This window comes from Streptomyces rubellomurinus (genome assembly GCF_000961885.1).
Lineage (GTDB): Bacteria > Actinomycetota > Actinomycetes > Streptomycetales > Streptomycetaceae > Kitasatospora > Kitasatospora rubellomurina.
Genome location: NZ_JZKH01000029.1, coordinates 1 through 26,858, shown reverse-complemented (window position 1 = coordinate 26,858; position 26,858 = coordinate 1). Strand labels below are relative to the sequence as shown.

The 26,858-nt window shown below is 74.7% G+C and carries 28 protein-coding genes; 13 read left to right on the top strand and 15 right to left on the bottom strand.

The features are described 5' to 3' along the window. Positions 1 to 300: 300 nt before the first annotated feature. The gene (locus VM95_RS38870) at positions 301 to 1,338 is read right to left on the bottom strand and encodes a hypothetical protein (protein WP_052707397.1); all 1,038 of its coding nucleotides are present in this window, start codon (positions 1,336 to 1,338) and stop codon (positions 301 to 303) included. After that, positions 1,335 to 2,042, bottom strand: a complete 708-nt coding sequence (locus tag VM95_RS16080) for an RNA polymerase sigma factor (protein WP_045697156.1) — start codon at positions 2,040 to 2,042, stop codon at positions 1,335 to 1,337. The genes VM95_RS38870 and VM95_RS16080 overlap by 4 nt, the downstream gene beginning before the upstream one ends. Before the next feature lie 379 nt (positions 2,043 to 2,421). On the opposite strand from VM95_RS16080, the gene VM95_RS16075 reads away from it, so the two are divergent. The 3 genes from VM95_RS16075 to VM95_RS16065 all read left to right on the top strand — a co-directional run bounded on the left by VM95_RS16075 (position 2,422) and on the right by VM95_RS16065 (position 4,955). Continuing rightward, the gene (locus VM95_RS16075; protein WP_244178798.1) at positions 2,422 to 3,156 is read left to right on the top strand and encodes a VC0807 family protein; all 735 of its coding nucleotides are present in this window, start codon (positions 2,422 to 2,424) and stop codon (positions 3,154 to 3,156) included. Between the two features lie 210 nt (positions 3,157 to 3,366). Further along, positions 3,367 to 4,107, top strand: coding sequence for a tyrosine-protein phosphatase (locus tag VM95_RS16070; protein ID WP_045697154.1), 741 nt, complete (start codon positions 3,367 to 3,369; stop codon positions 4,105 to 4,107). Between the two features lie 95 nt (positions 4,108 to 4,202). After that, complete coding sequence (locus VM95_RS16065) at positions 4,203 to 4,955, top strand: Clp protease N-terminal domain-containing protein (protein WP_045697151.1); 753 nt, start codon at positions 4,203 to 4,205, stop codon at positions 4,953 to 4,955. A gap of 87 nt (positions 4,956 to 5,042) precedes the next feature. Here the strand turns inward: VM95_RS16065 and VM95_RS16060 are convergent, their stop codons facing one another. Continuing rightward, a complete protein-coding gene (locus tag VM95_RS16060; protein WP_052706264.1) occupies positions 5,043 to 5,540 on the bottom strand; it encodes an NUDIX domain-containing protein in 498 nt (165 codons plus the stop codon). Between the two features lie 94 nt (positions 5,541 to 5,634). Next, positions 5,635 to 6,072 carry an SRPBCC family protein gene (locus VM95_RS16055; RefSeq protein ID WP_045697149.1) on the bottom strand — a complete coding sequence of 146 codons (438 nt, stop codon included), beginning with the start codon at positions 6,070 to 6,072 and terminating at the stop codon, positions 5,635 to 5,637. Positions 6,073 to 6,323: 251 nt separating this feature from the next. On the opposite strand from VM95_RS16055, the gene VM95_RS44405 reads away from it, so the two are divergent. Next, entirely contained in the window at positions 6,324 to 6,680 is a 357-nt protein-coding gene (locus VM95_RS44405; RefSeq protein WP_045708765.1) for an STAS domain-containing protein, read from the top strand. Here the strand turns inward: VM95_RS44405 and VM95_RS16045 are convergent. From VM95_RS16045 to VM95_RS16035, 3 genes are all read right to left on the bottom strand, one after another. Beyond that, entirely contained in the window at positions 6,588 to 7,565 is a 978-nt protein-coding gene (locus tag VM95_RS16045; protein ID WP_045697144.1) for a sigma-70 family RNA polymerase sigma factor, read from the bottom strand. The two genes, VM95_RS44405 and VM95_RS16045, sit on opposite strands and share 93 nt — an antisense overlap. Positions 7,566 to 7,773: 208 nt before the next feature. Then, complete coding sequence (locus tag VM95_RS16040; protein WP_157882121.1) at positions 7,774 to 8,046, bottom strand: hypothetical protein; 273 nt, start codon at positions 8,044 to 8,046, stop codon at positions 7,774 to 7,776. 148 nt (positions 8,047 to 8,194) lie between these two features. Further along, the gene (locus tag VM95_RS16035; RefSeq protein ID WP_045697139.1) at positions 8,195 to 8,461 is read right to left on the bottom strand and encodes a UBP-type zinc finger domain-containing protein; all 267 of its coding nucleotides are present in this window, start codon (positions 8,459 to 8,461) and stop codon (positions 8,195 to 8,197) included. Between the two features lie 133 nt (positions 8,462 to 8,594). Here VM95_RS16035 and VM95_RS16030 point away from each other — a divergent pair, with 133 nt between their 5' ends. Continuing rightward, entirely contained in the window at positions 8,595 to 11,264 is a 2,670-nt protein-coding gene (locus tag VM95_RS16030) for a lysylphosphatidylglycerol synthase transmembrane domain-containing protein (protein ID WP_157882120.1), read from the top strand. A 104-nt stretch (positions 11,265 to 11,368) separates the two neighbouring features. On the opposite strand, the gene VM95_RS16025 is transcribed toward VM95_RS16030, so the two are convergent. After that, a complete protein-coding gene (locus VM95_RS16025) occupies positions 11,369 to 11,566 on the bottom strand; it encodes a hypothetical protein (protein WP_045697137.1) in 198 nt (65 codons plus the stop codon). A 277-nt stretch (positions 11,567 to 11,843) separates the two neighbouring features. Here VM95_RS16025 and VM95_RS16020 point away from each other — a divergent pair, with 277 nt between their 5' ends. The 6 genes from VM95_RS16020 to VM95_RS15995 all read left to right on the top strand — a co-directional run bounded on the left by VM95_RS16020 (position 11,844) and on the right by VM95_RS15995 (position 16,946). Further along, positions 11,844 to 12,323: a carboxymuconolactone decarboxylase family protein gene (locus VM95_RS16020; protein WP_045697135.1), complete on the top strand. Its 480-nt coding sequence runs from the start codon at positions 11,844 to 11,846 to the stop codon at positions 12,321 to 12,323. Between the two features lie 196 nt (positions 12,324 to 12,519). After that, positions 12,520 to 13,164 carry a class I SAM-dependent methyltransferase gene (locus VM95_RS16015; protein ID WP_045697133.1) on the top strand — a complete coding sequence of 215 codons (645 nt, stop codon included), beginning with the start codon at positions 12,520 to 12,522 and terminating at the stop codon, positions 13,162 to 13,164. Then, positions 13,161 to 13,733: a TrmH family RNA methyltransferase gene (locus tag VM95_RS16010; protein WP_045697131.1), complete on the top strand. Its 573-nt coding sequence runs from the start codon at positions 13,161 to 13,163 to the stop codon at positions 13,731 to 13,733. Before VM95_RS16015 ends, VM95_RS16010 begins: the two co-directional genes overlap by 4 nt. Before the next feature lie 299 nt (positions 13,734 to 14,032). Beyond that, positions 14,033 to 14,791 carry an AfsR/SARP family transcriptional regulator gene (locus VM95_RS16005; RefSeq protein WP_244178797.1) on the top strand — a complete coding sequence of 253 codons (759 nt, stop codon included), beginning with the start codon at positions 14,033 to 14,035 and terminating at the stop codon, positions 14,789 to 14,791. A gap of 227 nt (positions 14,792 to 15,018) precedes the next feature. Further along, positions 15,019 to 16,338: a sensor histidine kinase gene (locus VM95_RS16000; RefSeq protein ID WP_045697129.1), complete on the top strand. Its 1,320-nt coding sequence runs from the start codon at positions 15,019 to 15,021 to the stop codon at positions 16,336 to 16,338. After that, on the top strand, positions 16,302 to 16,946 hold the full coding sequence (locus VM95_RS15995; protein ID WP_045697127.1) for a LuxR C-terminal-related transcriptional regulator: 645 nt from the start codon (positions 16,302 to 16,304) through the stop codon (positions 16,944 to 16,946). The genes VM95_RS16000 and VM95_RS15995 overlap by 37 nt, the downstream gene beginning before the upstream one ends. Positions 16,947 to 17,004: 58 nt before the next feature. Here the strand turns inward: VM95_RS15995 and VM95_RS15990 are convergent, their stop codons facing one another. From VM95_RS15990 to VM95_RS15965, 6 genes are all read right to left on the bottom strand, one after another. Further along, positions 17,005 to 18,654 carry a hypothetical protein gene (locus VM95_RS15990; protein ID WP_045697125.1) on the bottom strand — a complete coding sequence of 550 codons (1,650 nt, stop codon included), beginning with the start codon at positions 18,652 to 18,654 and terminating at the stop codon, positions 17,005 to 17,007. Beyond that, the gene (locus VM95_RS15985; RefSeq protein ID WP_045697123.1) at positions 18,651 to 19,565 is read right to left on the bottom strand and encodes an ABC transporter ATP-binding protein; all 915 of its coding nucleotides are present in this window, start codon (positions 19,563 to 19,565) and stop codon (positions 18,651 to 18,653) included. Before VM95_RS15985 ends, VM95_RS15990 begins: the two co-directional genes overlap by 4 nt. Positions 19,566 to 19,601: 36 nt before the next feature. After that, on the bottom strand, positions 19,602 to 19,985 hold the full coding sequence (locus VM95_RS15980) for a hypothetical protein (RefSeq protein WP_045697121.1): 384 nt from the start codon (positions 19,983 to 19,985) through the stop codon (positions 19,602 to 19,604). A gap of 229 nt (positions 19,986 to 20,214) precedes the next feature. Then, entirely contained in the window at positions 20,215 to 21,516 is a 1,302-nt protein-coding gene (locus VM95_RS45205; RefSeq protein ID WP_063773509.1) for a sensor histidine kinase, read from the bottom strand. A gap of 72 nt (positions 21,517 to 21,588) precedes the next feature. Next, positions 21,589 to 22,266: a response regulator gene (locus tag VM95_RS15970; protein WP_425265314.1), complete on the bottom strand. Its 678-nt coding sequence runs from the start codon at positions 22,264 to 22,266 to the stop codon at positions 21,589 to 21,591. Positions 22,267 to 22,298: 32 nt separating this feature from the next. Then, complete coding sequence (locus tag VM95_RS15965) at positions 22,299 to 22,658, bottom strand: hypothetical protein (protein ID WP_157882119.1); 360 nt, start codon at positions 22,656 to 22,658, stop codon at positions 22,299 to 22,301. A gap of 96 nt (positions 22,659 to 22,754) precedes the next feature. Here VM95_RS15965 and VM95_RS15960 point away from each other — a divergent pair, with 96 nt between their 5' ends. Next, positions 22,755 to 23,756, top strand: a complete 1,002-nt coding sequence (locus tag VM95_RS15960; RefSeq protein WP_157882118.1) for a DNA-methyltransferase — start codon at positions 22,755 to 22,757, stop codon at positions 23,754 to 23,756. Positions 23,757 to 23,784: 28 nt separating this feature from the next. Beyond that, positions 23,785 to 25,542: an AAA family ATPase gene (locus VM95_RS15955; protein ID WP_045697112.1), complete on the top strand. Its 1,758-nt coding sequence runs from the start codon at positions 23,785 to 23,787 to the stop codon at positions 25,540 to 25,542. A gap of 10 nt (positions 25,543 to 25,552) precedes the next feature. On the opposite strand, the gene VM95_RS15950 is transcribed toward VM95_RS15955, so the two are convergent. Further along, positions 25,553 to 26,858 (bottom strand): hypothetical protein (locus VM95_RS15950; RefSeq protein ID WP_208615466.1); only part of this gene is annotated, 1,306 nt, incomplete at its 5' end.

The window sequence follows — 26,858 nt, the reverse complement described above, 5'->3', positions numbered from 1 at the left end:
CGGCACGGGGGTGTGCGGCCCGCCCTGACTGCGGGAGGGCGGGCCGCACGTTTCCGGGCCGGCCGGGCCGGCGGCGCGTCCGGGGAGAGCGCCTGCCGGTCCGGCCGGGGCCGGCCGGGTGGACGGCGGGCACGGGGGAGCCGACCGGCCACCCGGAGTCTTCGGGTGGTCCTGCGCACGGGCGGTGCGCAGGTACTGCGGGTGGTGCGGGTGGTGCGGGTACTGCGGGTGGTGCGGTCCGGATGGGCGGCGAGCCCGGGGGGATTCGCTCGCCGCCCATCCGGAGTTCTGGGGGGTGTCTCAGGACGTTCCGGACTTCGGATCGTCCGATTTGCCCGGGCGGACGGTCGGCCCGCCCGGTGGGGCCGGTGCGGTCGCGCCGCCGTGGCCGCCCGGCTTGCTGTCGGCGCCGCCGTTCTGGTTCCCGCCGTTCGCGTTGCCGCCGTTCTGGTTCCCGCCGTTCGCGTTGCCGCCGTTCTGGGCGCCCTGGCCGTCGCCGCCCTTTCCGGCGCCGGAGCCCGAACCGGAGCCCGAGCCGGTCCGGCCCGGGTCGTGCGGTTGGCCGGTCGCACCCTGGTGGCCGTCCTGGCCGGCCCGGTCCGGCGCCTTGGCGCAGTACTCGGCCACCTTGTCGGCACCGCCCGCCTCCGTGACCAGCTGCGCGAACAGCGGGTCGGCGGCCACCCGTAGCGGGTGCTCGCCCTTGCCCGTCCGCTCCACGAACCCCCGGCAGAGGTCCGCGAGCGGGCCGGCGGCCGGGTGGCCCGCGCCGTGCCCGTCCGCCGAGGGCGAGCCGGGGGTCGGCACGAGTGCCGGCGCTCCGGCCGAGGGGGACGTGCCGGGCGGACGTGCGGACGCGCCGTGGGCGGAGCCGCCGGTGGGTGAGGAGGCCGAACCGGCGGCGGAGGCGCCGTCCCTTCCGAGGGTGCGGGCCGGCTCGGGCGTGCCGCCGCCGATCCCGGGCAGGTTGCCCGTCCCGGCGGCGACCGCGACCCCGCACAGCGCAGTGGCCCCGAGCACGGCGGCAGCGGCCTTCGTGCTGAAGGCCCTGGCCAGCGTGGCGGTCGCCATCGGTCGTCTCCGGACGGGTGCGGTGGTCGTGACGGGGTGGGGCGCGAGACGGGCCTCCCGGAACGCGGCCAGTGCGGCCTCCTCCCCGGCCAGTTCACCGGCCGTCGCGGGAGCGGCGGCCGCGGCCAGCACCCGGGCGAGCTGCCCGGGACCGCCGTCCGGTCCGGTGAGCGAGGCGCCCTGCCCGGCCGACGGGCCGCCCACGGCACCGCCGAGCAGCTGCTCGGCGGTATCACGGTCGATCCGACGGGGTCGGTTGGTGCTCATCTCATGTCCTTCAGCGTCGCGGCCCGGTGTTCCGTCACACCTTGCGGAGATTTTTTTCTCGCGGGTTTCCGCGCGGAGGTCCCGGAGCCCTCCCGGGCGGGGTCCGCGGCCGGATCCGGCGCGTCCTCCGTACCCGTCCGAGCGGCCGGGATCCCGACGCCGGTCTGGCCGAGCAGCTTGGCCAGCCGCTTCAGGCCCCGGTGGGCGGCCATCCGGACGGTGCCCGCCCGTTTGCCGAGCACCCGGGCGGCGCTCTCGGCGTCGAGCTCCATCACCACCCGCAGCAGGACGGCCTCGGCCTGGTCCTGCGGCAGCCGGGAGATCAGCGCCAGTGCGTCGGAGGTGCCGACCGAGGCCAGCGCGCTGCCCGCCGTGTCGTCCCCGGCGGCCAGCTCGGACAGGTACTCGAAGGGCAGGTCCGCGACCGGGCGGCGGCGCCGGGCCCGCAGGTGGTCCAGGGCGCGGTGCCGGGCGACGGTGGCGGCCCAGCCGCGGAAGCCGTCGCCGTCGCCGGAGAACCCGCTCAGGTCGCGGGCGATCTGCAGCCAGGTCTCGGAGGCGATGTCCTCCGCGTCCTGCGCGTCCTCCGGGCGGCCGCCGACCAGCACCCGCAGGTAGCGCAGCAGGCCCGGCTGGACGGTCCGGAACAGCAGCCGGAAGGCCTCCTCGTCCCCGGCCTGGGCGGCCAGGACGGCCTCGGTCAACTCGGCTTCGGTGGCGGCCCGGCCCGGTGACGGGTCTTCGGGGGGTACCGGTCCGGACCGGCCGAGCGGGCCGCCGGCCCCCGCTCCTGGGAGTTCTGCACTCTGCACCCGCCACATGATGCGCCATCCGGGCGAACAGCTCGGCCCCGGTCGCGGGGCCGGTCGGCGGCAGCGGGCCGCACCCGGCGCCGGGGCACCCCGGCCACCTCCCCGCACTCCAGGAAAACCGCAGGTCAGCGGCGGTGTCACGGGTCTCACCATGACACCTGTCACGCGGAACGGGCAACGGACGGCACTGCTCCGGCCCGGGGGTCGCCGAGAAGACTGGAGGCACGACGCGGGCAGCGGCCCGCGGCAGCCAGTCGGGGAGGAACCCACCGTGAGCCAGACCGTCACCACCGCAGCCGTCGCCGCTCCCGCCGCCCACGCCACCGCCCCCGCGCAGGGCGCCGGGGCGCCGAACCCGCTCGCCGCCGGGCTGCGGCCGCTGGCCCTCGACATCGCCGCGCCGCTGGCCGGCTACTACCTGCTGCACTCGGTCTGCGGCCTGAGCGAGTTCGCCGCGCTGGCCTGGAGCAGCGTCGTCCCGGCCGGGCGGACGGTCCTCGGCCTGCTCCAGGAGCGCCGGCTCAACCTGTGGTCGTCGCTGATGCTGACGGTCAACCTGGCCGGGCTGGCGCTGACCCTGGTCAGCGGCGACGCCCGGATGATGATCGCCAAGGACGGCCTGCTGAGCGGCACCGTGGCGCTGGCGATCCTGGTCTCGGCGCTGATCGGGCGCCCGGTGATGACCCCGATGCTGATGCCCTTCGTGACCAAGGGCCGGCGGGACCGCGCCGCCGCGTGGCAGCGGCTGGTCGAGGGCCGGGCGGCCGGCTCCCGGGCCTTCCACCGCCACGAGCGGGTCTTCGCCGGGATCTGGGGGACCGCGCTGCTGGCCGAGTGCGCGGCCCGGGTGGTCGGCGCCTTCACCCTGCCGGTGGCCACCATGACCTGGCTGTCCACCGTGTTCCTGGTCGGCGCGATCGTGGCCGGCTCGATGCTCGGCCAGATCGCCGTCGAGCCGATCGAGAAGCTGGTCCGCGACGAGGTCGAGGCCCCGACCGCCCGCTGAGCGCACGGCCCGACCGCTCGCGGAGCGCAGGTCCCGAGCGCGCCGTCGCGGGACGGGCCGACCTCCCCGTCATCGGACGGGCCCGGAGTTCCGTGAACGGACGGTTCCGCCGGATCGAACGGGATGGAACCACAGGAACCATCCATCCCTCTCGGGAGTCGTTCATAACAAGGGGGTAACGGGACCCCCGGTCGAGGAAACGGGGACCCCATGATTCGGACGAGCACGCCCACCACCATCGAGGACCGCACCCTCGTCTGGGACGGCTGCCTGAACGTCCGGGACCTGGGCGGACTGCCCACCGCCATCGGCCGACCCACCGCCCGGGGCGCGATCGTCCGGGCGGACAACCTGGACCGCCTCACCGCCGAGGGCCGGGAGGCCCTGCTGGACCACGGCATCCGCACCGTCGTCGACCTGCGTGACGCCGCCGAGCACAAGCCGCTGCTGCCGCTCCCCGAGGACGTCGAGCTGATCCGCGTCCCGCTGGACGAGCTGGCCGGCCCCGCCTGGTGGGAGGCGCACGGCCACCTGGACGGCACCCCGCTCGCCTTCCGCCCCTACCTGGAGCACTGCCCGCACGCCGCCGCCGCGCTGGTCTCCGCGATCGCCGCGGCCCGCCCCGGCGGCCTGGTGGTGCACTGCGGCGCCGGCCGCGACCGCACCGGCCTGGCCGCCGCACTGCTGCTCGCCCTGGCCGGGGTCGACCGGGACGCGATCGTCGAGGACTACCTGCTGAGCGAGCCGAACGTCCGCCCGCTGTACACGATGCTCGGCCTGCGGGACCCGTACCGCCGGATCGACGCGGCGCTCGCCGAGGCCGGCACCACCGCCGGGGCGGCCCTGGGCTCGGCCCTGGACGGCTTCGACCCGGCCCGCTACCTGCTCGCCGCCGGGAACACGCCCGCCGAGCTCGCGGCCGTCCGGGCGCGACTGCTGCCGGACGCGTAGGACGCCGGGGGCAAGCAGGACGTCCGGCGGGACTACCCTCCAGTAACGTCAACCGATGGTTGACGATCCTCGGATCGACAACCTACGGTTGACGCATGGAGAATCCCGTCGTTCCCTCCGCCACCCCGCTGCGCCTCGACGACCTGATCGCCGCGATCAAGAAGGTCCACGCCGACGCGCTCGACCAGCTGTCCGACGCGGTCATCGCCGCCGACCACCTCGGCGAACTCGCCGACCACCTGATCGGCCACTTCGTCGACCAGGCCCGGCGCTCCGGCGCCTCCTGGACCGACATCGGCCGCAGCATGGGCGTCACCAAGCAGGCCGCCCAGAAGCGCTTCGTCCCCAAGGACCCGGGCACCCCGAACGACCTGGACCCCAGCCAGGGCTTCAGCCGGTTCACCCCCCGGGCCCGCAACGTCGTCATGGCCTCCCAGGAGGAGGCCCGGGCCGCCGGCAACGCCGAGATCACCGCCGAGCACCTGCTGGTCGGGCTGCTCGCCGAACCGGAGGGCATCGCCGTCAAGGCCCTCGCCGCCCAGGGCGTCACCCCGGAGGCCGTCCGGACGGCCGTCGCCGCGGCCCTGCCGGCCGCCGTCGAGACCGTGCCGGCGCTCATCCCGTACGACGCGCGGGGGAAGAAGGCGCTGGAGCTGACCTTCCGCGAGGCGCTCCGGCTCGGGCACAACTACATCGGCACCGAGCACATCCTGCTCGCGCTGCTGGAGCTGGAGAACGGCGACGGCGTGCTGACCGGGCTGAAGGTCGACAAGCCCGAGGCCGAGACCTTCGTCGCCGAGGCCGTCGCCGCCCTCGTCGCCGCCACCCGGGGCGGCGACCAGTCGTAGCAGCGGAGGCGGCCGGCCCCGGGCGAAGGATCCCGCCCGGGGCCGGTCACGCCGCTGGGGCGCCGCCCAGCCAGCCGCAGCCGCCGCTCAGAAGCCGGAGATCGGAGTGGAGAAGATCCGCACCCGGCCGTCCGCCTCCGCCTCCAGCGCGGCGCGCAGCCGGAGCGAGCGGGCCGGGCCGAGCAGGTCCAGCGCCTCCTCGACGCCGGCCCAGCGGTACGCGTCCAGTTCACCGGCCGGGACGGTCACGGGGGTGCCGTCCGGGACGGTGCCGAACGCGAACAGGAAGTGCTGGGCGGGGTGGTCCAGTTCGGGCGAGGGGTGGGTCCAGGAGATCGCCAGCAGCTCGCCGGCCTCCTGGACGATGCCGGTCTCCTCCTCCAACTCCCGTACGGCGCACTCGACCGGGCCCTCACCGAGGTCGATCGTCCCGCCCGGGAACTGCCAGTGCTCGCGGTAGCCGGCCTTCACGATCAGGATCCGGCCGGACGCGTCCCGCAGCAGGCAGCCGGCCGCCGCGTAGATCCGGGGCAGCGACGCCAGCCATTCCTCACGGGACTTCAGGGGCTCGGGCTCGGCCGTCACGGCGGACCTCCTGGGGCGGGGCGGGTACAGGTGGCCCCAACTCTGCCACCGGGCACGGCCGGTCGGCCGCACCCGGGGGCACCGTCCGGCCCGGTCAGCGCTGGGCGGACAGGTGCTCGACCAGGCGGTCGAAGCTGGAGTTCATGCCCGCCTCGGCCTCCGGCCCGCGGAACATCTCGGGCACGTCGGTCTGGTGCAGGACGACCTCGGTGCGGCCGTCGCCGAGGTCCTTGAAGGCCAGGCTGGAGCTCATGCCGACGCCCTCCTCCCGGATCACGAGCAGCTCGCCGGGGACGAACGCGGTGATCGTGCTGCGCAGCGGGAAGGTGTCGCCGGTCGCGTCGATGGTCATCGTGCTGTCGTAACGGCCGCCCACCTTCGGCTCGATGGTCACCGTGTCCAGCTCCACGTGGGTGCCGACCGGGCCCCAGAAGCGGACGAACTGCTCGGGCTCGACGTAGGCGCGGAACACCGCGTCCGGGCCGGCCGGCAGCTCGCGGGTGATGGTCAGCTCGCCCAGGTTCTCGGTCATGTGGTGTCCGTCCGTCCTCGCTCGGGTGGGGCGCCCTCGGTGGCGCGCTTTCACAGGGGTAGACCGGGTGCCGGGTCGAAACTCATCGCTCCGCGCCGATTTTTTTCCGCTGCCCGCCGAGGTGTTTTCCGACCGGTTCCCCCGGGCCGCATGCGCGGCGGATCCCGGCCGGATCCGGTCGGGATCCCGGCCCATCCCGGCCGATTCCGCCGGGAGCGATGAGCCCGGGCCGCGCGGACGGTCCACACCGCATGGACCTCGACCGCCACACCGCGACCGCCCCCGTGCTCACCTGCGACCTGGGCGCCCTCACCGCCCCCGACCTGGCCGTCGTCGACGCGCTCGCCCGGCTGCGGCTGGCCGCCGGGCGGCACGGTGTGGGCGTGGTGCTGCTGAACGCGGACGGGCCGCTGCGCGAACTGCTCGCGTTCAGCGGCCTCGCGGCGCTGCTGCCGGGCGCGGCCGACCCGCCGGCGCTGGCGGGGATGCTCGACGTGTCGCGGCCCGACACCCGGCTACTCCGCGTCCAGCCGGGGCGGGAGGCCGAACAGCGGGAAGAGCACGTCGGTGTCGAGGAAGTTGGTGAGCCCGGTGATCCGGCCCCCTGACACCTCCGGCACGATCAGCGCCCACGGCTCGTGCCCGCCCGCCGGGCTCGGCCGGTACTGGCCGAACGCCGGGCCGCCGTTGGCCGTCACCGGCACCAGTCGCGAGCCCCGGCAGCCGTGGCCCGGGCCCAGCATCCAGTCCCGGATCTCGCCCCGGCCGCGCAGCCACATCGAGAACGGCGGCATGTTGAGCGTGACGTCCTCGTGCAGCAGCGCCGCCAGGCCGTCCATGTCGTAGGCCTCGAAGGCCGTGACGTAGCGGTCCAGCAGGGCGCGGTGGTCGGCGTCCAGCGGCTGCGGGGGCCGCGCGGCCGAGTCGTCGGCGGCCAGTACGGCCCGGGCCCGCTGCAGCGCGCTGTTGACCGAGGCCACCGTGACGCCGAGCAGTTCGGCCGCCTCGGCCGCCTTCCAGCCGAGCACCTCGCGCAGGATCAGCACCGCCCGCTGCCGGGGCGCCAGGCGCTGCAGCGCGGCGACGAAGGCCAGCTTCACCGACTCGCGCTGCGCCGCCACCTCGGCCGGGTCCCCCGTCTCGGGGAGCACCCGGCCGTCCGGCGCCGGACCGATCCAGGTGACCTCGGGCAGCTGGGTGTCGCTCGCCGTGGCCACCGTCACCGGACCGGCGAGGTCCATCGGACGGGCCCGGTTGTTGCGGCCGTTCAACGCGTCCAGGCAGACGTTGGTGGCGATCCGGTACAGCCAGGAGCGCAGCGCGGCCCGGCCCTCGAAGCCCTGGTAGCCGCGCCAGGCGCGGACCATCGTCTCCTGCACCGCGTCCTCGGCCTCGAAGACCGAGCCGAGCATGCGGTAGCAGTAGCCCGTCAACTCGGTGCGGTGCCGCTCGATCCGGACCTCGACCGGCTCCTCCGCGATCACATCGGCCATGGTGCGCCCCCAACGTCCTGCCGTGCCCTGTGCCCTGCGCTGATCAACGGGCCCTGTGCCGGTGATCGCGACGAACCTAGCGGACACCTCCGACAATCGCCCGGACCGTCCCTCGGGGCCGCCCGGCCCGGGCGCCTGAACACGCGTCAGGGGCGGGCCCGGAGGTTCCGGCGCCCGCCCCGAGAGGGAACCCCGGACGACGCGGCGCTCAGTGCGCCGAGTGCTTCTCCGCGCCGCGGTGCCGGTGCCCCTTGAGCTCGGCGTGCATCGCCGGGGCGGAGTGCATCGCCGCCGTCGCCGCGTCGCGCCCGCCGTGGCGGAAGGCGCCGCCGGCGCCGTACCCGGCGGTGGCGGAGGACATGGATCCGGCCTGCGGCGTCGGTCCGAGCCGGGTGGGCGCGCTCGCCATGCCCCGGCGTTCCAGCAGCTCCTGGGTGCCCTGGCGGAGCTTGGCGGTGCTGCCCGGTGATCGCTTGGTCATCATCGGCCTCCCTTCGGCGGCCACCGACCGGACGGATGTCGGCCGGAGGGCCCGCACGGGCGTTATGTCCGGATTTTATCCGGCCTGGGGGCCCGTGCCACCGGGGAGCCGAGCCGAGCCGGGCCGGCCGGTGCGCCCGGCCCGTGACTCAGCCCATGACCTCGTGGACGTAGCACCAGCGCCAGTCCTCCCCCGGCTCGAACGAGCGGATCACCGGGTGCGAGGAATCGTGGAAGTGCGCGGTGGCGTGCCGCCGCGGCGAGAAGTCGCAGCAGCCGATGTGGCCGCAGTCCAGGCAGATCCGCAGGTGCACCCAGTCCCGGCGGCCCTCGGCCAGGCAGTCGGCGCAGCCGTCGACGGGCGGAAGCGGCGCGATCTCCCGGGGGGCCGCGGCGAGGTCTTCGCAGGCGCTCATGGTCGTCGAGGGTAGTGACGGCCCCGGTCGGGCCCGCCCGCGACACGCTCAGCGCCGGCCCGGCCCCGAGAGCGGGCGCGGTCGTCCACCGCCCGGACACCTCGTCCACGGACGGCGTGGGAGCATGCCGTCCGTGACGATCGTGACGGGGAGAACGAGCGGCGACGGCGGGGGCGGCAGCGCACCCACCGGGGCGGGTGGCGCGGGCGGCATACCCGAACAGCGCCGAGCCGGGCAGGGCGGGGACGGACCCGCCGGGAGCGGGCAGGGCGAGAACGGGCAGACCGGGAACGGACCGGCCGGGAGCGGGCAGGCCGCCTCCGGGCGGTACCGGGCCGCCCGGGTGCTGCCCGGCACCGACCGCGTCCGGCAGCCCGTCGCCCTCATCCGGCTGCTCACCGGCCTGACCGCGATCGCCCTCACCCTCCTCCTCGCCGAGTACGCCCGCGCCACCACCGGCGGCTTCGCCGACGACGTCGCCGGCGTCGCCGCACTGGTCCCCCGCCCGCTGGCCCAGCTCGCCGGTGGCCTCAGCACCGCCGCCGTCCTGCTGCTCCCGGTCGGCCTCGCCGTCCGCCGCCTGTTCGGCCCCGACCGGCGCCGCGCCCTCCACCAGGTCTCGGACGGACTGCTCGCCGCCGTCCTCGCGTACGGCGCCACCCTCGCCCTCAACCTGTGGTGCGAAACCCGCGCCCCCGCCTCGATGCTCGACGCGCTCACCCAGCCGACACCCGGCACGCTCGGCCACACCGAGCCCGTGTACGGCTACCTCGCGCCCGTCCTCGCCTTCATGACCGCCTCCGGCAGCCGCGAACGCCGGCTGCCCTGGGCCCTCCTCGCGCTCAACGGCCTCGCCGGGCTGGCCGGCGGCTACGCCACCCCCACCGCGCTGCTGCTCGGCCTGCTGCTCGGCTGGACCGGCGCGCACGGCACCCTGTACGCGGTCGGCACCCCGGACCCGCGGCCCCGCCCCGGCGAGATCCTGCGCACCCTGCGGGACAGCGGGCTGCGGCCCGTCGAGGCCCAGCCCGCCGGGCCCGACCGCTACCACGTCCGGCAGGCCGACGACCGGCCCGACCTCGACCTCCAGCTCCTCGACCGGCAGGCCGTCACCGCCGCCGCCCTCCAGCGCGCCTGGCGCCGTCTGCGGTTGCGCACCGCGCCGCACCCGCGCGCCCTGCGCTCGCCCCGCACCGGCCTGGAACACGAGGCCCTGGTCACCTACGCGGCCCTCGCCGCGGGCGTCCGCACCCGGCACATCGCCGCCACCGCCGGCCTCGGCCCGGACACCGCGCTCATCGCCTACGAACACCTCGACGGCCGCACCCTCGACCGGCTCGCCGACGAGGAGATCACCGACGAACTGCTCGCCGACGCCTGGCGGCAGCTCGCCCTGCTGCAGCGCCGCGAGATCGCCCACCGGGCGCTCGTCCCCACCTCCCTGCTGATCGACGGGACCGGCGCCGTCCACCTGGTCGACTTCGCGGACGGCGACATCGCGGCCAGCGAACTCGTCCTCCGCTGCGACCTCGTCCAGCTCCTCACCACCCTGGCCCTGCGCGCCGGCGCCGCCCGCGCCGTCGCCACCGCGATCGCCGTCCTCGGCCCCGACCCGGTCGTCGCCGCCCTCCCCCTCCTCCAGCCCATCGCCCTCGCCCGCACCACCCGCCACGCCCTCAAGCACCACAAGCCGGTGCCGGAGCAGGCGGACCAGTCGGAGCAGGCGGCGGAGTCGCAGCAGGCGCAGCGGCCGGAGCAGGAGAGCGGCACCGCCGGGGGAACGGCCACGGCCGGCGGGCTGGTGGAGGAGATCCGGGCGGAGGTGCTGCGGGGGCGGGCGGTGACGCCGGAGCGGCCGGTGAAACTGGAGCGGCTGCGGCCCCGGACGCTGCTGGCCGTGGTGGGCGGGGTGGTGGCCGGGTGGCTGCTGATACCGCAGCTGTTCGCGGCGGAGGACAATCCGATCTCGGCGGTGGCGAACGCCGAACCGTGGTGGCTGGTGCTGGCGCTGGCCGCGGCGGCGGCGAGCCACGTGGCGGCGGGGATGGGGTTCGTCGGGTTCGTGCCGGAGCGGCTGGACTTCCGCAACGTGGTGCTGGCGCAGGTGGCCGGGTCGTTCGTGAAGCTGGTGTCACCCGGCGGCGTCGGCGGGATCGCGCTGAACACCCGACTGCTGCAGAAGGCCGGGATCCCGACCGCGCAGGCGCTGTCCAGCGTCGGGGTGGGGAACCTGATCGGGCTGGCCCTGCACATGCTGCAACTGGGCGCGTTCGCCTACCTGTTGGACTTCGAGCCGGGCAACGCCGAGTCGGACCCGCTGCCGATCGTGGTGACCGGCCTGGCTGTGGCGGCGGCGCTGCTGGCGGTCGCCTGGGCGGTCCCGGCGGCCCGGCGGTGGCTGGCGGCACGGCTGCGGCCGCTGACCGCCGAGGTGCTGCCGCGGATGCTGGACCTGCTGCGCAACCCCCGACGGCTGGCGGTCGGCGTGGCCGGGCAGCTGCTGGTGTCGCTGTGCCTGATCGCCTGCCTGTACTGCTGTGTCCGGGCGATCGGCCGGGAGCCGTCGTTCGCCTCGGTGGCCGTGGTGTTCCTGGTCGGGAACTCGGTGGGCAGCATGGCGCCGACCCCGGGCGGGGCCGGCGCGGTGGACACGATGCTGACCGGGCTGCTGGAGCAGACCGCGTCGATGGAGGAGGGCGGCGCGCTGGCGGCGGTGGCGCTGTTCCGACTGCTGACGCTGATCCTTCCGGTGCTGCCGGGCTGGGCGGCGATGACCTGGCTGCAGCGCCGCAAGGCGCTGTGACGGGCGGCCGCCGGCGGCGGGAGGCCGCGCGCGCTGGGCGTTACTCGGGGTAGGCGCTGCTCGCGGTAGCCGCTGTTCGCGGACGGAGCTGCTCCGGGTCGGCGCTACTCGCGGTACGCGTCCTCGTCGAGCTGGACGGTCCGGCTCTGTTCGGCGGCGTCCGCGATGTCGGTGGCCGGGTCCGCGCCGACGGCCCTGCGCTCGGCGACCTCGTCGTACTCGTCGCCCTCGGGCTCCGCCTCGTCCGGCTCGACGGTCTCGACGGCCTCGTCGATCAGGTAGTCCTCGTGATTCTGCGGCATGGCGTACGTCCTCGCTGTTCGGAGGCTCCCACGGGCCCGGGCGGCGGTGCTGCGCGCTACGGGGCGGTACAGGGCGGTACTGGCAGTATCCGCCGCCGGGCCGCCGGGCGCGACGTGCCGGAGCCGACCGGGGCCCGGACCGGTCGGGAAACGGCTCCGGAACCGGCCCGGGATCGGCCCCGGGAACCGGCCCGGGATCGGCCCCGGAAATTGACCCGGGAATCCGGCCGCGGAATGACCCATGGAGCGGGTGCATTCCACGCCTAGGGTCGTAGCCATGACGACGAACTCCACGACGAAGGACAGCACCACCGCCCCCGCCCGCCTCGACTACGCCCGCACCGCCCCGAAGGTCTTCCGCGCGGTGATCGCCCTGGACGCCGCCGCCCGCGAGGGGCTGGACCCGGCGCTGGTCGAGCTGGTCCAGATGCGCACCTCGCAGCTGAACGGCTGCGCGTACTGCCTGGACATGCACGCCAAGGACGCCCGCAAGGCCGGCGAGACCGACGAGCGGATCTACCTGCTGCCGGTCTGGCACGAGGCCCCCGCCGGCGTGTACAACGAGCGGGAGCGGGCCGCGCTGGCGCTGGCCGAGGAGATCGCCCGGATCGAGGGCGGGGTCTCGGACGCGGTGTACGCCCGGGCCGCCGAGCAGTTCGCCGAGGCGGAGCTGGCGCAGCTGATCTCGGTCTGCTTCACCATCAACACCTGGAACCGGATCAACGTGGCGACCCGCAAGACCCCGGGCACGCACTGACCCGGCCCGGGCGGCGGGCCCCCGTCCGGGCCGCCGCCCGCCCCGTCCACCCCGCCCCGTCCGCCCCGTCCGCCCCGCCCGCCGGGACGCCGTCCGGGACGCCGTCCGAGGCCACCGGGGTACGATCGGTGCCGTACCAAGGGCTTACCCACACCCACCCGGTGGCCCCGAGGCCCTTACGAACGACGGGGAACGCATGTCCGGCTCGCACTACTTCAGCGGTGCACCCGAGGTCGCCAGCGAGCGCAGGCCGATCACGGTCTCCCTGCCGGACGTCACCCTGGAACTGACCACCGACGCCGGCGTGTTCTCCCGCAACCGGCTCGACCCGGGCACCCGGATCCTGCTGGAGCACGCCCCGCCGCCGCGGGTGCGCGGCCCGATCCTGGACGTCGGCTGCGGCTACGGCCCGATCGCGCTGACCTGGGCGACCCGGCGCAAGCGGCTGCCGGTGTGGGCGGTGGACGTGAACGAGCGCGCGCTGGAGCTGGTCCGGCTGAACGCGCAGGCGCTGGGGCTGGGCAACGTCCAGGCCGCGCTGCCCGACGACGTCCCGGAGGACGTCCGGTTCGCCACCATCTACTCCAACCCGCCGATCCGGATCGGCAAGGCGGAACTGCGCCGGCTGCTGACCCGCTGGCTCGGCCGACTGACCCCGGACGGCTCGGCCTTCCTGGTGGTGCAGAAGCACCTGGGCTCGGACTCGCTGCAGAAGTGGCTGAACGACCAGGGCTACCCGACGAGCCGGGTCACGTCCGTCAACGGGTTCCGGATTCTGGAAGCACGGCCCCGTCCGGAGGCGGGCGAGGGCACCGAGAGTGGCAGGGGTACGACGTCGTGAAGCAGCTGCGCGGGACCGAACTGAAGCGACTGCACCGCTCGTGGCGGCGCAGCAACGAGTTCCGGCTCGCGATGATCCTGGAGAACCTGCAGTCGCCGTTCAACGTCGGCTCGGTGGTCCGGACCGGGGCGGCGATGGGCGCCGAGAAGCTGTACCTGGCCGGGGACACTCCCTCGGTGCGCTCCTCCGGCGCGCAGAAGGCCGCCATGGGCACCGACAAGTACCTCAAGGTGGAGCACTTCCCGACCGTCGCCGAGGCGGTGGCCGCGGCGAAGGCGGACGGCTTCAAGGTGGTCGGCCTGGAGCTCGCGGACGAGGCGGTGCCGATGTTCGCCGCCGAGCTGACCCCGGCGGTGGCCTTCGTGCTCGGGCACGAGGACCGCGGCATCACCCCCGAGGCGCTGGCGCTCTGCGACCAGGTGGTCTTCGTGCCGCAGCTGGGCCGGGTCGGCTCGCTGAACGTCTCGGCTGCCGCGACGGTGGCCTGCTACGAGGCCCGCCGCCAGGGCTACGCCATCAGCGGCACCCCGGACGGCAGCGACGCCGGGGACTTCGGGGACGACGACTAGCACCCACCGGCCGGGCCGCACCGGCACGACGTCCGGGGTCGGCGAGGATGTCCTCGCCGACCCCGGACTGCTGTGCGCCCCGGGCGAGTTGGCCGCCGCGAACGCCCGTCCCGCCGCGCCGACCCAGCGCTCCCCGGCGCCTCCCTCCCCCGCACGCACGGCGGATCAGGGGTTTGACGGCGACCGCCATGTGATGGTTTGTTACGGGAGTTGTGGAGCCGCATACACGTTCGCCGTTCGCGTCGCGTGTCGACCGGGCACGGCGCGGCCGGAGTTCACCGCCAGGGACGGGGAATTCGGTGGACATCTCCATACTCGGCCCGCTGCTGATCGGCGACGATCAGCGGACCGTGCGCTTACGGGCGAAGAAGAACCGCGTCATGCTCACCATGCTGGCCCTGAATGCCGGGCGGGTGGTCGCGTTCGACGAGCTGATCGACGAGCTGTGGGGGGAGGCGCCGCTCAAGAACGCGCGGAACGCCCTGCAGGCCACGGTGAAACGGATGCGGAAGTCCCTGGCTGAACTCGGCCTGGAGAGACACGACCGGGAACTCGTCCGCACCGTCGACAACGGCTACCTGCTCGACGTCCCGGAGGGCGCCGTCGACGCCTACCGCTTCCTGCGCACCGCCGAGCGGGGCGCCGGGCTGGTCGAGCACCGGCCGTACGAGGCGATGGGCACGCTCCGCGAGGCGCTCGCGATGTGGCGCGGACCCGCCCTGCTGGACACCAGCGACGGCCCCTGGTGCCGGGCGGTCGCCCTGCGGCTGGACGAGCAGCGCAGGACCGCTCGCGAGGACCTGATCGCGGCGCAGCTGCAGGCCGGCGAGGCGGGCGCGGTCGTCCCGGAGCTCAAGCAGCTGCTCGCCCAGCACCCCGAACGGGAGCGGTTCAGCGAGCAGTTGATGATCGCGCTGTACCGGTGCGGGCGGCCGTCCGAGGCGGTCGACACCTTCCACCGGACGCGCCGCTGGCTCGACGAGGAGCTGGGGCTCGCGCCGAGCCGCCGCCTCCACCACCTCTACCAGGCGATCCTGGTGCAGGACCCGTCGCTGTGACGGCGGGACGTGGGCAGCGCGCCCCGCAGTGACCACCGGGCCCCACTGCCGGGCCAGGCCGGCCTGGGCGGCCTGGGCGGCATGGGCGGCCTGGCGATTCGTCACCGGGCCGCAAGAGGGGAGTTATTACCACCGCGGCCACCCCCGCGGCACCACCAGAATGGACGCACGGCCACCGCAGGCCGGAGCACCGCCAAGGCCGCGAGGCACCAGGAAGGAGCGCGTCCATGGACCGCACGATGCAGCTCGGGGGAAGCCCCTCGGCGGTCGAGATCAAGGGGTTCTCCGTCCCTGCCGGATTCACCGGGCTGCGCCGGGCCCTGGAGCTGTGCCGGCTGTCCGTCGTGGCCTGCGGGCTCACCCTCGTGGTCACCACCGCGATCTCCCTGCCGGGCCTGCGACTCGGCCTGGTGCCGCGTGCCATGGCGCGGGTGCGCGCCCTGGCCGACCGGCAGCGCGAGCGGGCCGCGAGCTGGTCCGGCGTGCAGATCCCCGGCCCGCCCGCCCCGCTGCCGCCGGTGCCGACCGACGCCTCCGGGATGATCGCCCGCTACCGCTGGATCACGGGCGACCCGCAGACCAGACGGGAGTTCGCCTGGGTCTTCACCGACCCGTTCGTCGGCGCCTTCCTCGCCTTCGTTCCGGTCGCGCTGCTGCTCAGCGGCCTCTGGGGGATCTTCCTCGCCTTCTTCGGCGTCCCGCTCTCCGCCGAGGTGGACGGCCTCTGGTACGAGTTCGTCCCGATCAACGGCACCGCCACCGCCGTCCTGGCCGGCGTCCTCGGCCTGGCGCAGCTGCCGCTGGCGCTGTGGGTCGCCCCGCGCGCGGTGCGCCGGCACGCGCTGTACACTCGCTCGATGCTCGCCCCCGGCGAGCAGGAGCTGATGGCCAGCCGGATCGAGCACCTGACCACCACCCGCAGCAGCGCGGTCGACACCCAGATGGCCGAGATCCGCCGGATCGAGCGCGACCTGCACGACGGCGCCCAGGCCCGGCTGGTCGCGATGGGCATGACCCTGGACGCCGCCGAGCACCTGCTGGAAAGCAACCCGGAGGCCGTCCGCGCGCTGCTGATCGAGGCCCGGCAGTCCTCCTCCAAGGCGCTGGAGGAGATCCGCAACCTGGTCCGCGGCATCCACCCGCCGGTCCTCGCCGACCGCGGACTGGCCGACGCGGTACGGGCGTTGGCCATGGTCTGCCCCGTCCCGACCGAGGTCGAGGTGGACCTCCCCGGCCGCCCGGAGATGCCGGTCGAGTCGGCCGCCTACTTCGCCGTCTCGGAGATCCTGACCAACGTCGCCAAGCACTCGCACGCCGACCGGGCCCGGATCGACATTCGCTACGATCACGGCGTGCTGCGCATCACCGTGACCGACAGCGGCCGCGGCGGCGCCGACGCCTCCCGGGGCACCGGGCTGCGCGGCATCGAGCGACGGCTCGCCACCTTCGACGGGGTCGTCGCCGTCAACAGCCCCGCCAACGGCCCGACCGTGGTGACCATGGAGCTCCCGTGCGCATTGTCCTCGCCGAAGACCACTTCCTCCTGAGGGACGGCCTGATCCGCCTGCTCCAGGCCTACGGCCACGAGGTGGTGGCCGCCGTGGACAACGGCTCCGACCTCCTCGCCGCGCTGACCGCCGAGCGGCCGGACGTCGCCATCGTCGACGTCCGGCTGCCGCCGAACTTCACCGACGAGGGCCTGCGGGCCGTCCTCTCCGCCCGCCGCACCATGCCCGATCTGCCGGTCCTGCTGCTCTCCCAGTACGTCGAGCCCCTCTACGCCCGGGAGTTGCTGGCCAGCGGCGGGCGCGGAGTCGGCTACATGCTCAAGGACCGGGTCACCAACGGCTCGCAGTTCCTCGACTCGATCCGCCGGGTCGCCGAGGGCGGCACCGCGATGGACCCGGAGGTGATCTCGCAGCTGCTGGTCCGCAAGGAGCGCGACGAGAGCGTCGGCAGCCTCTCCGCCCGGGAGCGCGAGGTCCTCGAATGGGTCGCCCAGGGACGCTCCAACGCCGGAATCGCCCAGGGGCTGTTCATCACCGAGAAGGCCGTCGCCAAGCACATCAGCAGCATCTTCACCAAGCTCGGCCTGCTGCCCGCCGACGCCGACAACCGCCGCGTCCTCGCCGTCCTCGCCTACCTCGACCAGTGACGACGGCCGCCAGGGCCTTCAGCCTCCCACCGCTCCCACCTCCTCACCCCTTGTTCCGTCACTCCTTGACGTTCCGCCGGGCGGCGCCGACCTGGAACACCACCGCGAGCATCGCCGCCGCCAGGCCCGCGACCAGCAGCGGGCTCGGCCCGGCCGGACCGCCGTTCCTACGCACCGCCCCCATGAAGTCCAGCGCGGCCACGTGGTTGACCAGGACGTACCAGATCGGCAGGTAGACCGCCTGGAACACCCGGTGGGTCCGGCTCAGCACACCCAGCACCATGGCCAGCGAGGGTATGAACACCGCCCCGCCGAACCAGCAGGCCGCACCCGCGCCGTCCCCCGCCGCCAGCATCCGCGCCAGCGGCGCGAGACCCACCACCGCGGTCAGCACCACCCCGGACGCCCACTCGGCCAGCAGCCGGCGTCGCGCCGAGGGGTAGGCGCCGAGCAGCACCTCCAGGCCGTTCTCGACCTGCTGGCTGCCCAGCCGGGACCAGATCAGCACCGGCCACAGCCACGCCACGGGCAGCAGCGCCCCGGTGACCGTCCCGAGCGGCAGCACGAACCCGGCCACCGCCAGCCCGGCGGCCACCAGCCACCACCACCGCGAGACGCCCTGTACCAGGATCCGCAGCTCGCCCGCGAGCAGCCGGCCGAACGCCCCGGCCCGACGCGCCTCCGTCCGCGGCAGGGACGGGGACTCCGGCCCCGGCGCCTGCGCCGGTTTCGGCCGGGGCCCGGGCCCGGGCTCGAGTTCCGGCTCCGGCTCCGGCTCCGGCCCGGACGCCTGTCCCGCCCTGGCGCCCCGCACAGTCCGTGCCGCTGTCCGTGCCACCGTCCGTGCCGCCCGCGCCGGATCGAACCGACCGAACCAGAGCGCCGGCAGCATCGCCACCGTCACGGCCAGCAGCACCAGCACCGCCCGACCGAGCAGGAACCCCCCGGACGGGGTGAAGCCGTTCCAGCCGAAGGTGCCCAACGGCTCCGCGACCTCGGTCAGGCCCAGGCTGAAGCCGCCGTCCCCGGCCGACAGGTGCTGGGCCTCCAGCGCCGCCCCCATCGACCGCGACACCTCCTGCACGCCCAGCCCGCCCAGCGGCGCGGACGCGGACTGCCCGCCGATCGACAGGACGAGCGCCAGCCCGAACCAGACCACGCTCCCGAGGCCCGCCCGCAGCAGCGGCACCGTCTCGAACAGGATCGCCACCGCCGCGGTCACCGCCATCAGCGGCAGCGCGAGCACCAGGAAGGGCTCGACCAGGGCGACCGGGTCGACCGAGCGGTCCTCGCCCCGGGCCAGCTGCATCAGCAGCGCGGTCACCGCCAGCACACCCAGCATCGAGGCGAGCACCAGCAGGTTGCTCAGGAACTTGGACAGCAGGTACCCGGAGCTGCGTATCCGGGTGGCGGCCAGGATCTGGCCGACCCCCGTGGTCTCGTCCCGGGCGATGCCGCTGCGCACCACGTAGAAGCCGCCGAAGGTGAGCCAGAGCGCGCCGGCCAGCGCGGTGACCACGCCGACGTACGGGCTGTTGTAGACCCCCCGGTGGCCGCCCACGTCCATGATCACCCACCGGCTACCGGCGTCCGGCACCGCCAGGTAGCCGAGGCCGACCGCCGCCAGCAGGGTCACCGCGTACGCCGGGCGGCGCACCCGGTCCCGGAAGTCGCCCGCCGCCAGGCCCGCGAGCAGTCGCACCGTCATCGCCGCACCACCCCCGGATTCGCGGGCCTCGTCCCCGAACCCAGCGCGTCGGCACCGTGGATGACGCCCAGGTAGGCATCCTCCAGGTCGGGCGGCACCGGGACGGCGTCGGGCGTCGGCGGGTCGGACGCGAGCAGCCGAAGCCGCACGCCGTCCGCCGTCCGCACCATCCGGCTGACCACGCACCGCTCCTGCACCGCCGGAACGGCGGCCGGGGCGACCACGGCCTCCCAGACCTGCCCGTCCGCCTCCCGGAGCAGGCCCTCGGGCGCGCCACGCCGCAGCAGCCGCCCCCGCGCGACCACGGCGATGTCGGCGGCGACCGACTCGACGTCGGAGACGATGTGGGTGGAGAGCATCACCACCCGGTCGGCCGCGAGTTCACTGAGCAGGTTGCGGAAGCGCACCCGCTCCTCCGGGTCCAGCCCGGCGGTCGGCTCGTCGACCACGATCACCCGGGGGTCGGCCAGCAGGGCCTGGGCGATGCCGACCCTGCGGAGCATGCCGCCCGAGTACGTGCCGAGCGGACGCTTCACCGCCTCGGTCAGGTTGACCAGGTGGAGCAGTTCGTCGATCCGGGCCCGGGCGGAGCGGGCGCCGAGCCCCTTGGCGGCCGCCAGGTAGGACAGGAACTCCCGCGAGGTCAGGTTCGGGTAGACCCCGAAGTCCTGCGGCAGGTAGCCGAGTTCCGTGCGCAACCAGTCGGGTTCGGCGACCACGTCGGCACCCCGGTAGCGGACCTGGCCGCTGGTGGGCCGGGTCACCGTCGACACGATGCGCATCAACGACGACTTCCCGGCGCCGTTGGGGCCGAGCAGGCCCAGCATCCCCGGGGCGAGCTGCATCGTCATGCCGTCGACGGCCCGCTTGCCGCCCTTGTAGACCTTGGTGACGTCGATCAATTCGAGCACCGTCTCCTCCTTTCCCAGCAACAGCAGTCGGTCGGTTCAGCCCTTGAGGTCCGTCTCGCGGCCGTCCCGCAGCACCGCCACTCCCTGGGGGACCTCGACCCGGAACTTGGCGTCGCAGTTGGCCAGCCCGTTGCACCCGGCCCGGAGTTCGAGGACGTCGCCCTGTAACTCCCAGACCTCGTGGGTGTCGCCGATCCGGCCGTCCTTGTCGAACCAGCGGGTGACCTTCACGTCCTTGCGGTCGGCGGGCACCAGGTCGGTCGGGATGCCGTGCGACTTGACGTTCAGGCTCTTGCCGGTGAACTTGAAGGTCTTGTCCTCGGGTTCGGCGCCGGCGGCGTTGGCACAGCCGGTCAGCGGAACGAGGACGGCCACGACGAGGGCGAGCAGGGCGGGTACGACTCGGCGGCGGGTGAACACCGGGCACCTCCAGGGGGTTGGCGTTGGACACGCTCGGAAGCCTCCCCGATCCGCGCCCGGCTGCCATCTGCCGTTCGGCAGATATCCGGGGACTTTCTCGCCCCCTGACCTGTGCTTTTCGGCAGGGCGCGCACCCGCGTCGCGCGCCCCTCCCGCTCACCCCGGGCACGGCCGGCCGGCACGAGGCAGGGCCGGGCGAGGCCGCCGGACCGGGCAGGGCCCCGCCGTCTCAGCCCCGCCCGGACCGCCCCCGCCCCCGCCCCCCCCGCCACCGCACCTCGCCGCCCCCCCCCCACCCCCCGCCGTACGGCCCGGCCTCCAACCGCCCGCCGAGCGCCTCGACCCGCTCGCCCAGCGCGGCCAGCCCGGTGCCGCCCCCGCCGTCACGGCGCGGGCCCGGTCCACCGAGCCGTCCGGAGCCCGCCCGCCGCCCGCCGTCCGTCACGGTGACCCGCAGCGCGGGCCCCTCCGCGCGGACCACCTCGACCGCCACCCGCCCAGTGTCCGGGGCGTGCCGCCTGACGTTGGTCAGCGCCTCCAGGACGATCCGGTAGGCCGCGTCCTCGATCGCGGGCGGCGCCGTCCCGGCCAGCCCGGGCGCCAGGTCGAGCCCGCCGTCGACCGGGCCGGCCGCCAGGAAGCGCTCCAGCAGCTCCGGCAGGTCGGCGAGGCCACGGGTCCGGGTCGGCGGCGGCTCGGCGTCGGCAACCCCCGGCGCGTCCCCCGGCGCGTCCACCTGTGTGTCCACCTGCACGTCCACCGGCGCGTCCCCCGACCCACCCGATCCGCCGCCCGGCTCCCGCAAGGTCCGCAGGGTGTGGTCCATCGAGTCCAGCGCCCGCAGCCCGGCCGCCTCCAGCCGCACCAGCAGCTCCCCGACCTCCCGCTCGTCGTACGGCCCGAGCTGCGCGGCCTGCACCTCCAGCAGGATCCCGGTCACCTCGTGGGCGACGAAGTCGTGCAGATCGCGGGCCACTTCGAGCCGCTGCTCCCGCCGCGCCCGCCGGACGGCCCGGGCCCGGCGGTCGTCCAGCGCCCGCAGGTACAGCCCGACACCGACCGCCCCGACGGCCGGGAACACGGCCGTCGCGACGCCGACCACCGCGGGCCCGAGGGCGGGCCCCGGCGGCTGCAGCGCGAAGCGCAGCGGCAGGACCGTCACCGCGAGCGTCAGCGCCGAGCCGACCAGCGCCGCCTGCCGGGCCGGCGCCAGCCGCACCACCCGCGCGACCAGCACCAGCAGCGCCGCGAACTCGAACGGCAGCCACAGCAGCACCACGCCGCGCGGCCCGGGGTAGCCGGCGTCCACCGCGAGCGAGACCGCCGCGACCAGCCCGGCCGCCCGGACCGCGGAGCCGGCCCCGAACGGCCGCCGCAGCACCGCGACCGCCAGCGCCGCGGCGGCGGCCAGCGCCACGATCCACGCACTGGCCGTCTGGGCGAACGCCGCCGGCGCCGCGACCAGCGCCCCGGCCACGACGCAGAGGGTGCGGCGGCGGCGCGAGTCCGGCGGCCCCGGGTCGGTCTGCATGCGCCGAGCCTAGGCGGCACCGACCCGGCGGTGCGACCCCGAACGGCCCAACTGCCCGGCGCGGCAGGCCGGTCAGCCGACCGTCCGGCCGTCCGCGTACCCCAGCTCGAAGGCCCGCACGGCGATCCCGACCCGGTTCCGAACGCCCAACTTCCGCTGGATGCTGGCCACGTGGGTCTTCACCGTGCCGGCCGAGATGAACAGCTCCCCGGCGATGTCCGCGTTGGTCAGGCCCTCCGCGACCTTCCCGGCGATCTCCGCCTCCCGCCCGGTGAGCCGCTCGACCGGCGCCGGGCCACCACCGCCCGCCCTCGACGCCCCCGCGCCAGCCCTCGCCCCCGCCTTCTCCGACCCCACGCCGCCGGTCACGTGCCGCAGCAGCCGGACGGTGATCGACGGGCTGATCAGGCTGTCCCCCACCGCCGCCGACCGGACCGCCTCGACCAGCAGCGCCGGCCCCGAGCGCTTGAGCAGGAACCCGGAGGCGCCGTTGCGCAGCGCCGGGTACACGTACTCGTCGAGGTCGAAGGTGGTGACGACGACCACCTTGACGGGCTCCGCCACCCCGGGCCCGGCCAGCAGCCGGACGACCTCCAGGCCGTCCATCCGCGGCATCCGGATGTCCACCAGGGCGACGTCCGGCCGGAGCCGGCGGGCCTCCTCCACCGCGGCGACGCCGTCCGCCGCCTCACCGACCACCGCCAGGTCCGGCTGGTTCTCCAGGATCCGCCGCATGCCGCGCCGGACCATCTCCTGGTCGTCCGCGATCAGTAGGCGAAGGGTCACAGCCGGGATTCTGCCACACCGTTCGTCCACCCCTCGGGTGCGCGAACGTCCTTGCCCGGCAGCACCGTTGACCGCTCCGCCGCCGTCGATCGGACGCCCGCCGACCGCACGCCCGCCGACCGCACCGGCGCCTCGTAGTCCGGCTTCGCCACCGGCCGCCCGGTGCGCCGGGCCCAGCCGACGACCTCCCGGATGTCCCAGAGCGGGCGCCCGGACAGCACGAGCACCGGCTCCGGGAAGTCGGGGTAGCGGCGCTTCCACTGGTTGACGGTGTTGCCGTCCGCGCCCAGCACCTCGCCGATCTCGGTCGCACCCGCAAGATACTTGGCGTCCACGACCAGCCAGCCTAGATCCATCCGCGGCTTGCCACCACCGTCGGACTACTCTTACATTGGTGTTCACTGGCCCATAATGGGTCGGTACATTGCAGGACAATCCGGATGAGGGACCACGTGGCTGCGCGCACGAAGACGTCGAAGGCCGAGCCACGCCCCAAGGCCGAGATCTGGGCCGACGAGAACGTCCCCGCGGCACGCGGCGCGGGCAGCACCCCGGACGGCTCCTTCTGGCGCGTCCACGAGGGCGACAACCGCAAGATCCTCCAGGACCTGCCGGCCGAGTCCGTCGACTGCGTGATCACCTCCCCGCCGTACTACTGGCAGCGCGACTACGGCGTCGACGGCCAGTTCGGTATGGAGGCGACCATCGACGGCTTCGTCACCAACCTGCGCGAGACCTTCGAGGGCCTGCGCCACGTGCTGTCCAAGGACGGCACGGTCTGGCTCAACCTGGGCGACACCTACTACTCCGCCAAGGGCAAGCCGCACGGCAACGACGCCAAGCACCGCAGCCGCCGCCTCCCCGGCCTGCGCGCCGTCGACGGCCCCGGCCTCGGCCTGCCCCGGAAGTCCCTGATCGGCATCCCCTGGCGGGTCGCCCTCGCCCTCCAGGAGGACGGCTGGACGCTCCGCAGCGCGATCATCTGGACCCGCCGCACCAGCCTCCCCGAGCCCACCGCCAAGGACCGCCCGCACCGCCAGTACGAGCACGTCTTCCTGTTCTCCAAGGGCCCCCGGTACTTCTTCAACCGCGACGGGCTGGACGGCGCCGAGGACGTCTGGACCATCGAGCCGGACCGCAAGTCCCTCGGCCGCGGCACCCACTACGCCCCCTACCCGCGCGACCTGGTCCGGCGCTGCATCGCCGCCGGCTGCCCGGAGGGCGGCGTCACCCTCGACCCGTTCCTCGGCGGCGGCACCACCATGGACGTGTCCCTGGAGATGGGGCGCTCCTCGGTCGGCATCGAGCTCAACCCGGCCTTCTGCGACCTCGTCATCGGCCACATGCCCGGCGCCGCCGCCCGCCCCCGGACCGCCGGCCCCGAGGACACCCCGCAGCCGGACGAGCTCGACCTCCACCCCACCCTCCCCGGGCTCACCGACCTGGCCCCGTAGCGGAAGCTCGGGTCGGTACAGTACGACCGTGCCGTACCTTCCCCTGCCGCTGATCCTCAAGGCCGCCGAACGGCTCCAGGCCGAGGCCCACCCGCTGATCGTCGTCACCCTCTCCGCCATGCTGCGGACCGCCGCCAAGGACAGCGCGGACGCCGAGGGCGCGGCCAAGAAACTGCTGGACGGCCTCCCGTGGGGCGGCAGCGAGGAGAAGGCCTTCCTCGACGCGCATTTCCGCCTCCCCGGCGCGCCCGACACCGACGCCCCGTACCGGGCGATCTGGAAGAGCGAGAGCCCGTGGGTGAAGGAGCGCTACGCGGAGACGAGCATCCAGCGGATCCGAAAGGGCTGCTACGAACGCGGCAAGGTCCTGCGCCAGCAGAAGAAGAACCCGCTGGCCAACCGGCCGAGGGACGAGTGGGCTCTCACCGTGACGGCCGGCCAGGACATGCTCGACCAGGGCTACGAGCCGACCCCCCTGATCGACCTGGCGATCTGGTTCGGCCGGAACGTCGAGATCGCCGACCTCGACGAGCTGGCAGCCTGGTTCCGCGCGGAGTTCCGTCCCGACGTCCTGGATCTCCCCGGGACGATCCTGCCCGACAACGGCATCCCCACGGCCTACTGGGACTACTCCCTCACCGACCAGCCGGTCACCGACGCCGAACTCACCGCCGCCCTCGGCGGCACCGAGCAGGCCGGTCAGCTCCCCGGCCCGATCGACGGCATCATCGCCGAACTCGACGCCCGGATAGCCAAGTCCGGCTTCGCCGCCCCCACCGGACTCGTCCGCCGCGTCCTGACCGCCTGGCTGCGCGGCGACATGGTCGTGCTGATCGGCCAGCCCGGTACCGGCAAGACGACCTTCGCGAGCAACCTGGCGGAGGCCATGAGCAAGTACCTCAAGCTCCCGGCCCCGGTCCTGATCCCGATCCGCTCGGACTTCGACGAGGCCGAGTTCCTCGGCTACCAGCAGCTCGACGGAACTCCCCAGCTGCGCGAGTTCGCCACCGAGATCCTCGACACCGAACGCCCCTTGGACGCCCGCGTGGTCATCCTGGAGGAGTTCAACCTCGCGACGATCGAGAGCTACCTCGCCTCCGTCCTGATCGCGACCCAGGAGCCCAAGCGCCGGATCCGCCTCCCGGACGGCACCCACCGGGCCCTGCCCGTCGACGCCTTCATCCTGGCCACCTGCAACTCCTACCTGGACGAGCCGGAGACCCGGACCAGGATCAGCGCCCCGGCCAAGCGTCGCGCCACCGTCATCACCATGCCCAACGTGCTGGCCGACCGCTTCGAGGCCGTGGACGAGTCCGACCGCGAGGCGGAGATCGTCTCCCTCGCCGTCGACCAGATCCGGACCGAGCACCGGCGCGTCCAGCAGCGCGTCGACTCCGGCCTGGCCAGCATGTTCGACGGGGCCCGCCTCGCCCAGCTCGCCACCGTCGAGACCTCGGACTCCCTCTCCCCGCAGACCCGTTCCGCACTGGCCACGATCTGCGCCGCCATCCTCGGCAGCCCCGAGGGCCGGTCCTGGTTCACCATGGGCCTGCTCCGCGACCTCGCCCTGGCCATCGCCTACGAGGACCGCGGCGACGAGGAGTCCGAACTCCGCGCCCTGGTCGACGCGGTGGCCGACAAGCTGGTCCCGCAGCTGCGCGGCCCGCATGCCCGCGCCGACGAACTGGCCGCCGCCGTCGCCGGGTTGACCGGCGCCGAGCACGTCGGCCGCCTGCTGGACCGGATGAAGGACGGCGCCCCCGAGGAGCTCCTCCCGCTCCTCTGAGCCGCCGCGCTCAGTACCGCCCCGGAGCCAGGTGCGCGAGCAACTTCGGCACCTCCGCCGCGAGTTCCGCGCGCAACCCGGCCCGGGGCGCCACCGGCAGCTCGATCAGCCGCTGCCCGGCCCCCTCCACGACCGCCACCTGCGCGTACGCCGCGTTCCTCGGCGGGTACGCGATCACAGCGGTCTCCAGGCCGTAACTCGCCATGTACGCCAGCACTTCCTTCCGCGAGTCCTCCGTCGCCCGGTTCCCGTGCGCCCGGTACTTCGCGTCCAGCAGCAGCACCGCCCCGTCCTCCCGGCGGTGCACCAGGACGTCCGGCCGCAGCCGGTCGGGCGTGCTGCTCGCCAGCCGCCAGGACCTCAACACGCCCTCCGGTGGCGTCCGGTCGACGTGGACGTCGAACTCCGGTCCGCTGAAGGCCGCCCCGGCCGCCCGCCCCAGTACCGGGTCCACCGGCGCGCAACCGAGCGCGTCGGCCAGCGCCACCGCCACGAACGACTGGTAGATCCGGTCCGCGTAGTCCACGTACGCGAAGCGGCTGAGCGGCTCCCGCGTCGCCTGCCAGCCGAAGTTGCGCCGCAGCGAATCGGCCTGGCCGTACATCGCCCGGTACCGCCGGTCGGCCAGCTCGTCGGCCGTCCGCGCGGCGTGCAGCGCGTTCGCCGGCACCCCGTCCCGTCCCAACTCCCGCAGCACGCCCAGCCGCAGCAGCCCGCCGACCTCCTCCTGCCAGCGCAGGCACCGCGCCGCCGCCTCCTCGTCCTCGGCCGCCGCCGCCCGCACCTCCCCCGCCAGCCGGGCCACCACCCGCAGCAGGGCCAGCAGCCGCAGGTTCGCCGCCGTCCGCACGCTCGCCCGCCGGTCCTTCCGGACCACCCGCAGCGGCAGGTACCCCTTGCCCTCGACCTCCACCAGCAGCCGTCGCGGATCCGACCGCAGCAGCCGGTGCGTCGCCGCCGCGTCCACCCCCGGCCCGCCCACCCGGCTCATCCGCCGCCCGGCCTCGCTCCCCCACCGCGGCTGCGCCAGGATCTCCCGCGCCACCGCCACGACCACGTCCGCGTGCCGGTCCAGCCACCCGTACACCACGTGCGGGTCCCGCAGCACCTCCCCCGACGAGAACAGCACCTGCCCGCGCCAGCCCGCCCCCGCGTACACCGTCCGCAGGTGGTTCAGCATCCGCTCGATCCCGTCCAGCCCGAGCTTCGCGTCCTCCGTCCCGAACCAGTACTCCCGCCCCTCCACGACCAGCCGGTGGAACCCGGTCGACCGCGTCAGGTCCACCGGCAACAGACCCCCGGCCACCCGCTCCACC

What these genes read in the sequence shown, in the direction of transcription:
- VM95_RS38870 (WP_052707397.1), bottom strand. Translation starts at nt 1,338, where the DNA reads ATGAGCACCAACCGACCCCGTCGGATCGACCGTGATACCGCCGAGCAG.
- VM95_RS16070 (WP_045697154.1), top strand. Translation starts at nt 3,367, where the DNA reads ATGATTCGGACGAGCACGCCCACCACCATCGAGGACCGCACCCTCGTC.
- VM95_RS16065 (WP_045697151.1), top strand. Translation starts at nt 4,203, where the DNA reads ATGGAGAATCCCGTCGTTCCCTCCGCCACCCCGCTGCGCCTCGACGAC.
- VM95_RS16055 (WP_045697149.1), bottom strand. Translation starts at nt 6,072, where the DNA reads ATGACCGAGAACCTGGGCGAGCTGACCATCACCCGCGAGCTGCCGGCC.
- VM95_RS44405 (WP_045708765.1), top strand. Translation starts at nt 6,324, where the DNA reads ATGGACCTCGACCGCCACACCGCGACCGCCCCCGTGCTCACCTGCGAC.
- VM95_RS16045 (WP_045697144.1), bottom strand. Translation starts at nt 7,565, where the DNA reads ATGGCCGATGTGATCGCGGAGGAGCCGGTCGAGGTCCGGATCGAGCGG.
- VM95_RS16040 (WP_157882121.1), bottom strand. Translation starts at nt 8,046, where the DNA reads ATGACCAAGCGATCACCGGGCAGCACCGCCAAGCTCCGCCAGGGCACC.
- VM95_RS16035 (WP_045697139.1), bottom strand. Translation starts at nt 8,461, where the DNA reads ATGAGCGCCTGCGAAGACCTCGCCGCGGCCCCCCGGGAGATCGCGCCG.
- VM95_RS16025 (WP_045697137.1), bottom strand. Translation starts at nt 11,566, where the DNA reads ATGCCGCAGAATCACGAGGACTACCTGATCGACGAGGCCGTCGAGACC.
- VM95_RS16020 (WP_045697135.1), top strand. Translation starts at nt 11,844, where the DNA reads ATGACGACGAACTCCACGACGAAGGACAGCACCACCGCCCCCGCCCGC.
- VM95_RS16015 (WP_045697133.1), top strand. Translation starts at nt 12,520, where the DNA reads ATGTCCGGCTCGCACTACTTCAGCGGTGCACCCGAGGTCGCCAGCGAG.
- VM95_RS16000 (WP_045697129.1), top strand. Translation starts at nt 15,019, where the DNA reads ATGGACCGCACGATGCAGCTCGGGGGAAGCCCCTCGGCGGTCGAGATC.
- VM95_RS15990 (WP_045697125.1), bottom strand. Translation starts at nt 18,654, where the DNA reads ATGACGGTGCGACTGCTCGCGGGCCTGGCGGCGGGCGACTTCCGGGAC.
- VM95_RS45205 (WP_063773509.1), bottom strand. Translation starts at nt 21,516, where the DNA reads ATGCAGACCGACCCGGGGCCGCCGGACTCGCGCCGCCGCCGCACCCTC.
- VM95_RS15970 (WP_425265314.1), bottom strand. Translation starts at nt 22,266, where the DNA reads ATGGTCCGGCGCGGCATGCGGCGGATCCTGGAGAACCAGCCGGACCTG.
- VM95_RS15965 (WP_157882119.1), bottom strand. Translation starts at nt 22,658, where the DNA reads ATGGATCTAGGCTGGCTGGTCGTGGACGCCAAGTATCTTGCGGGTGCG.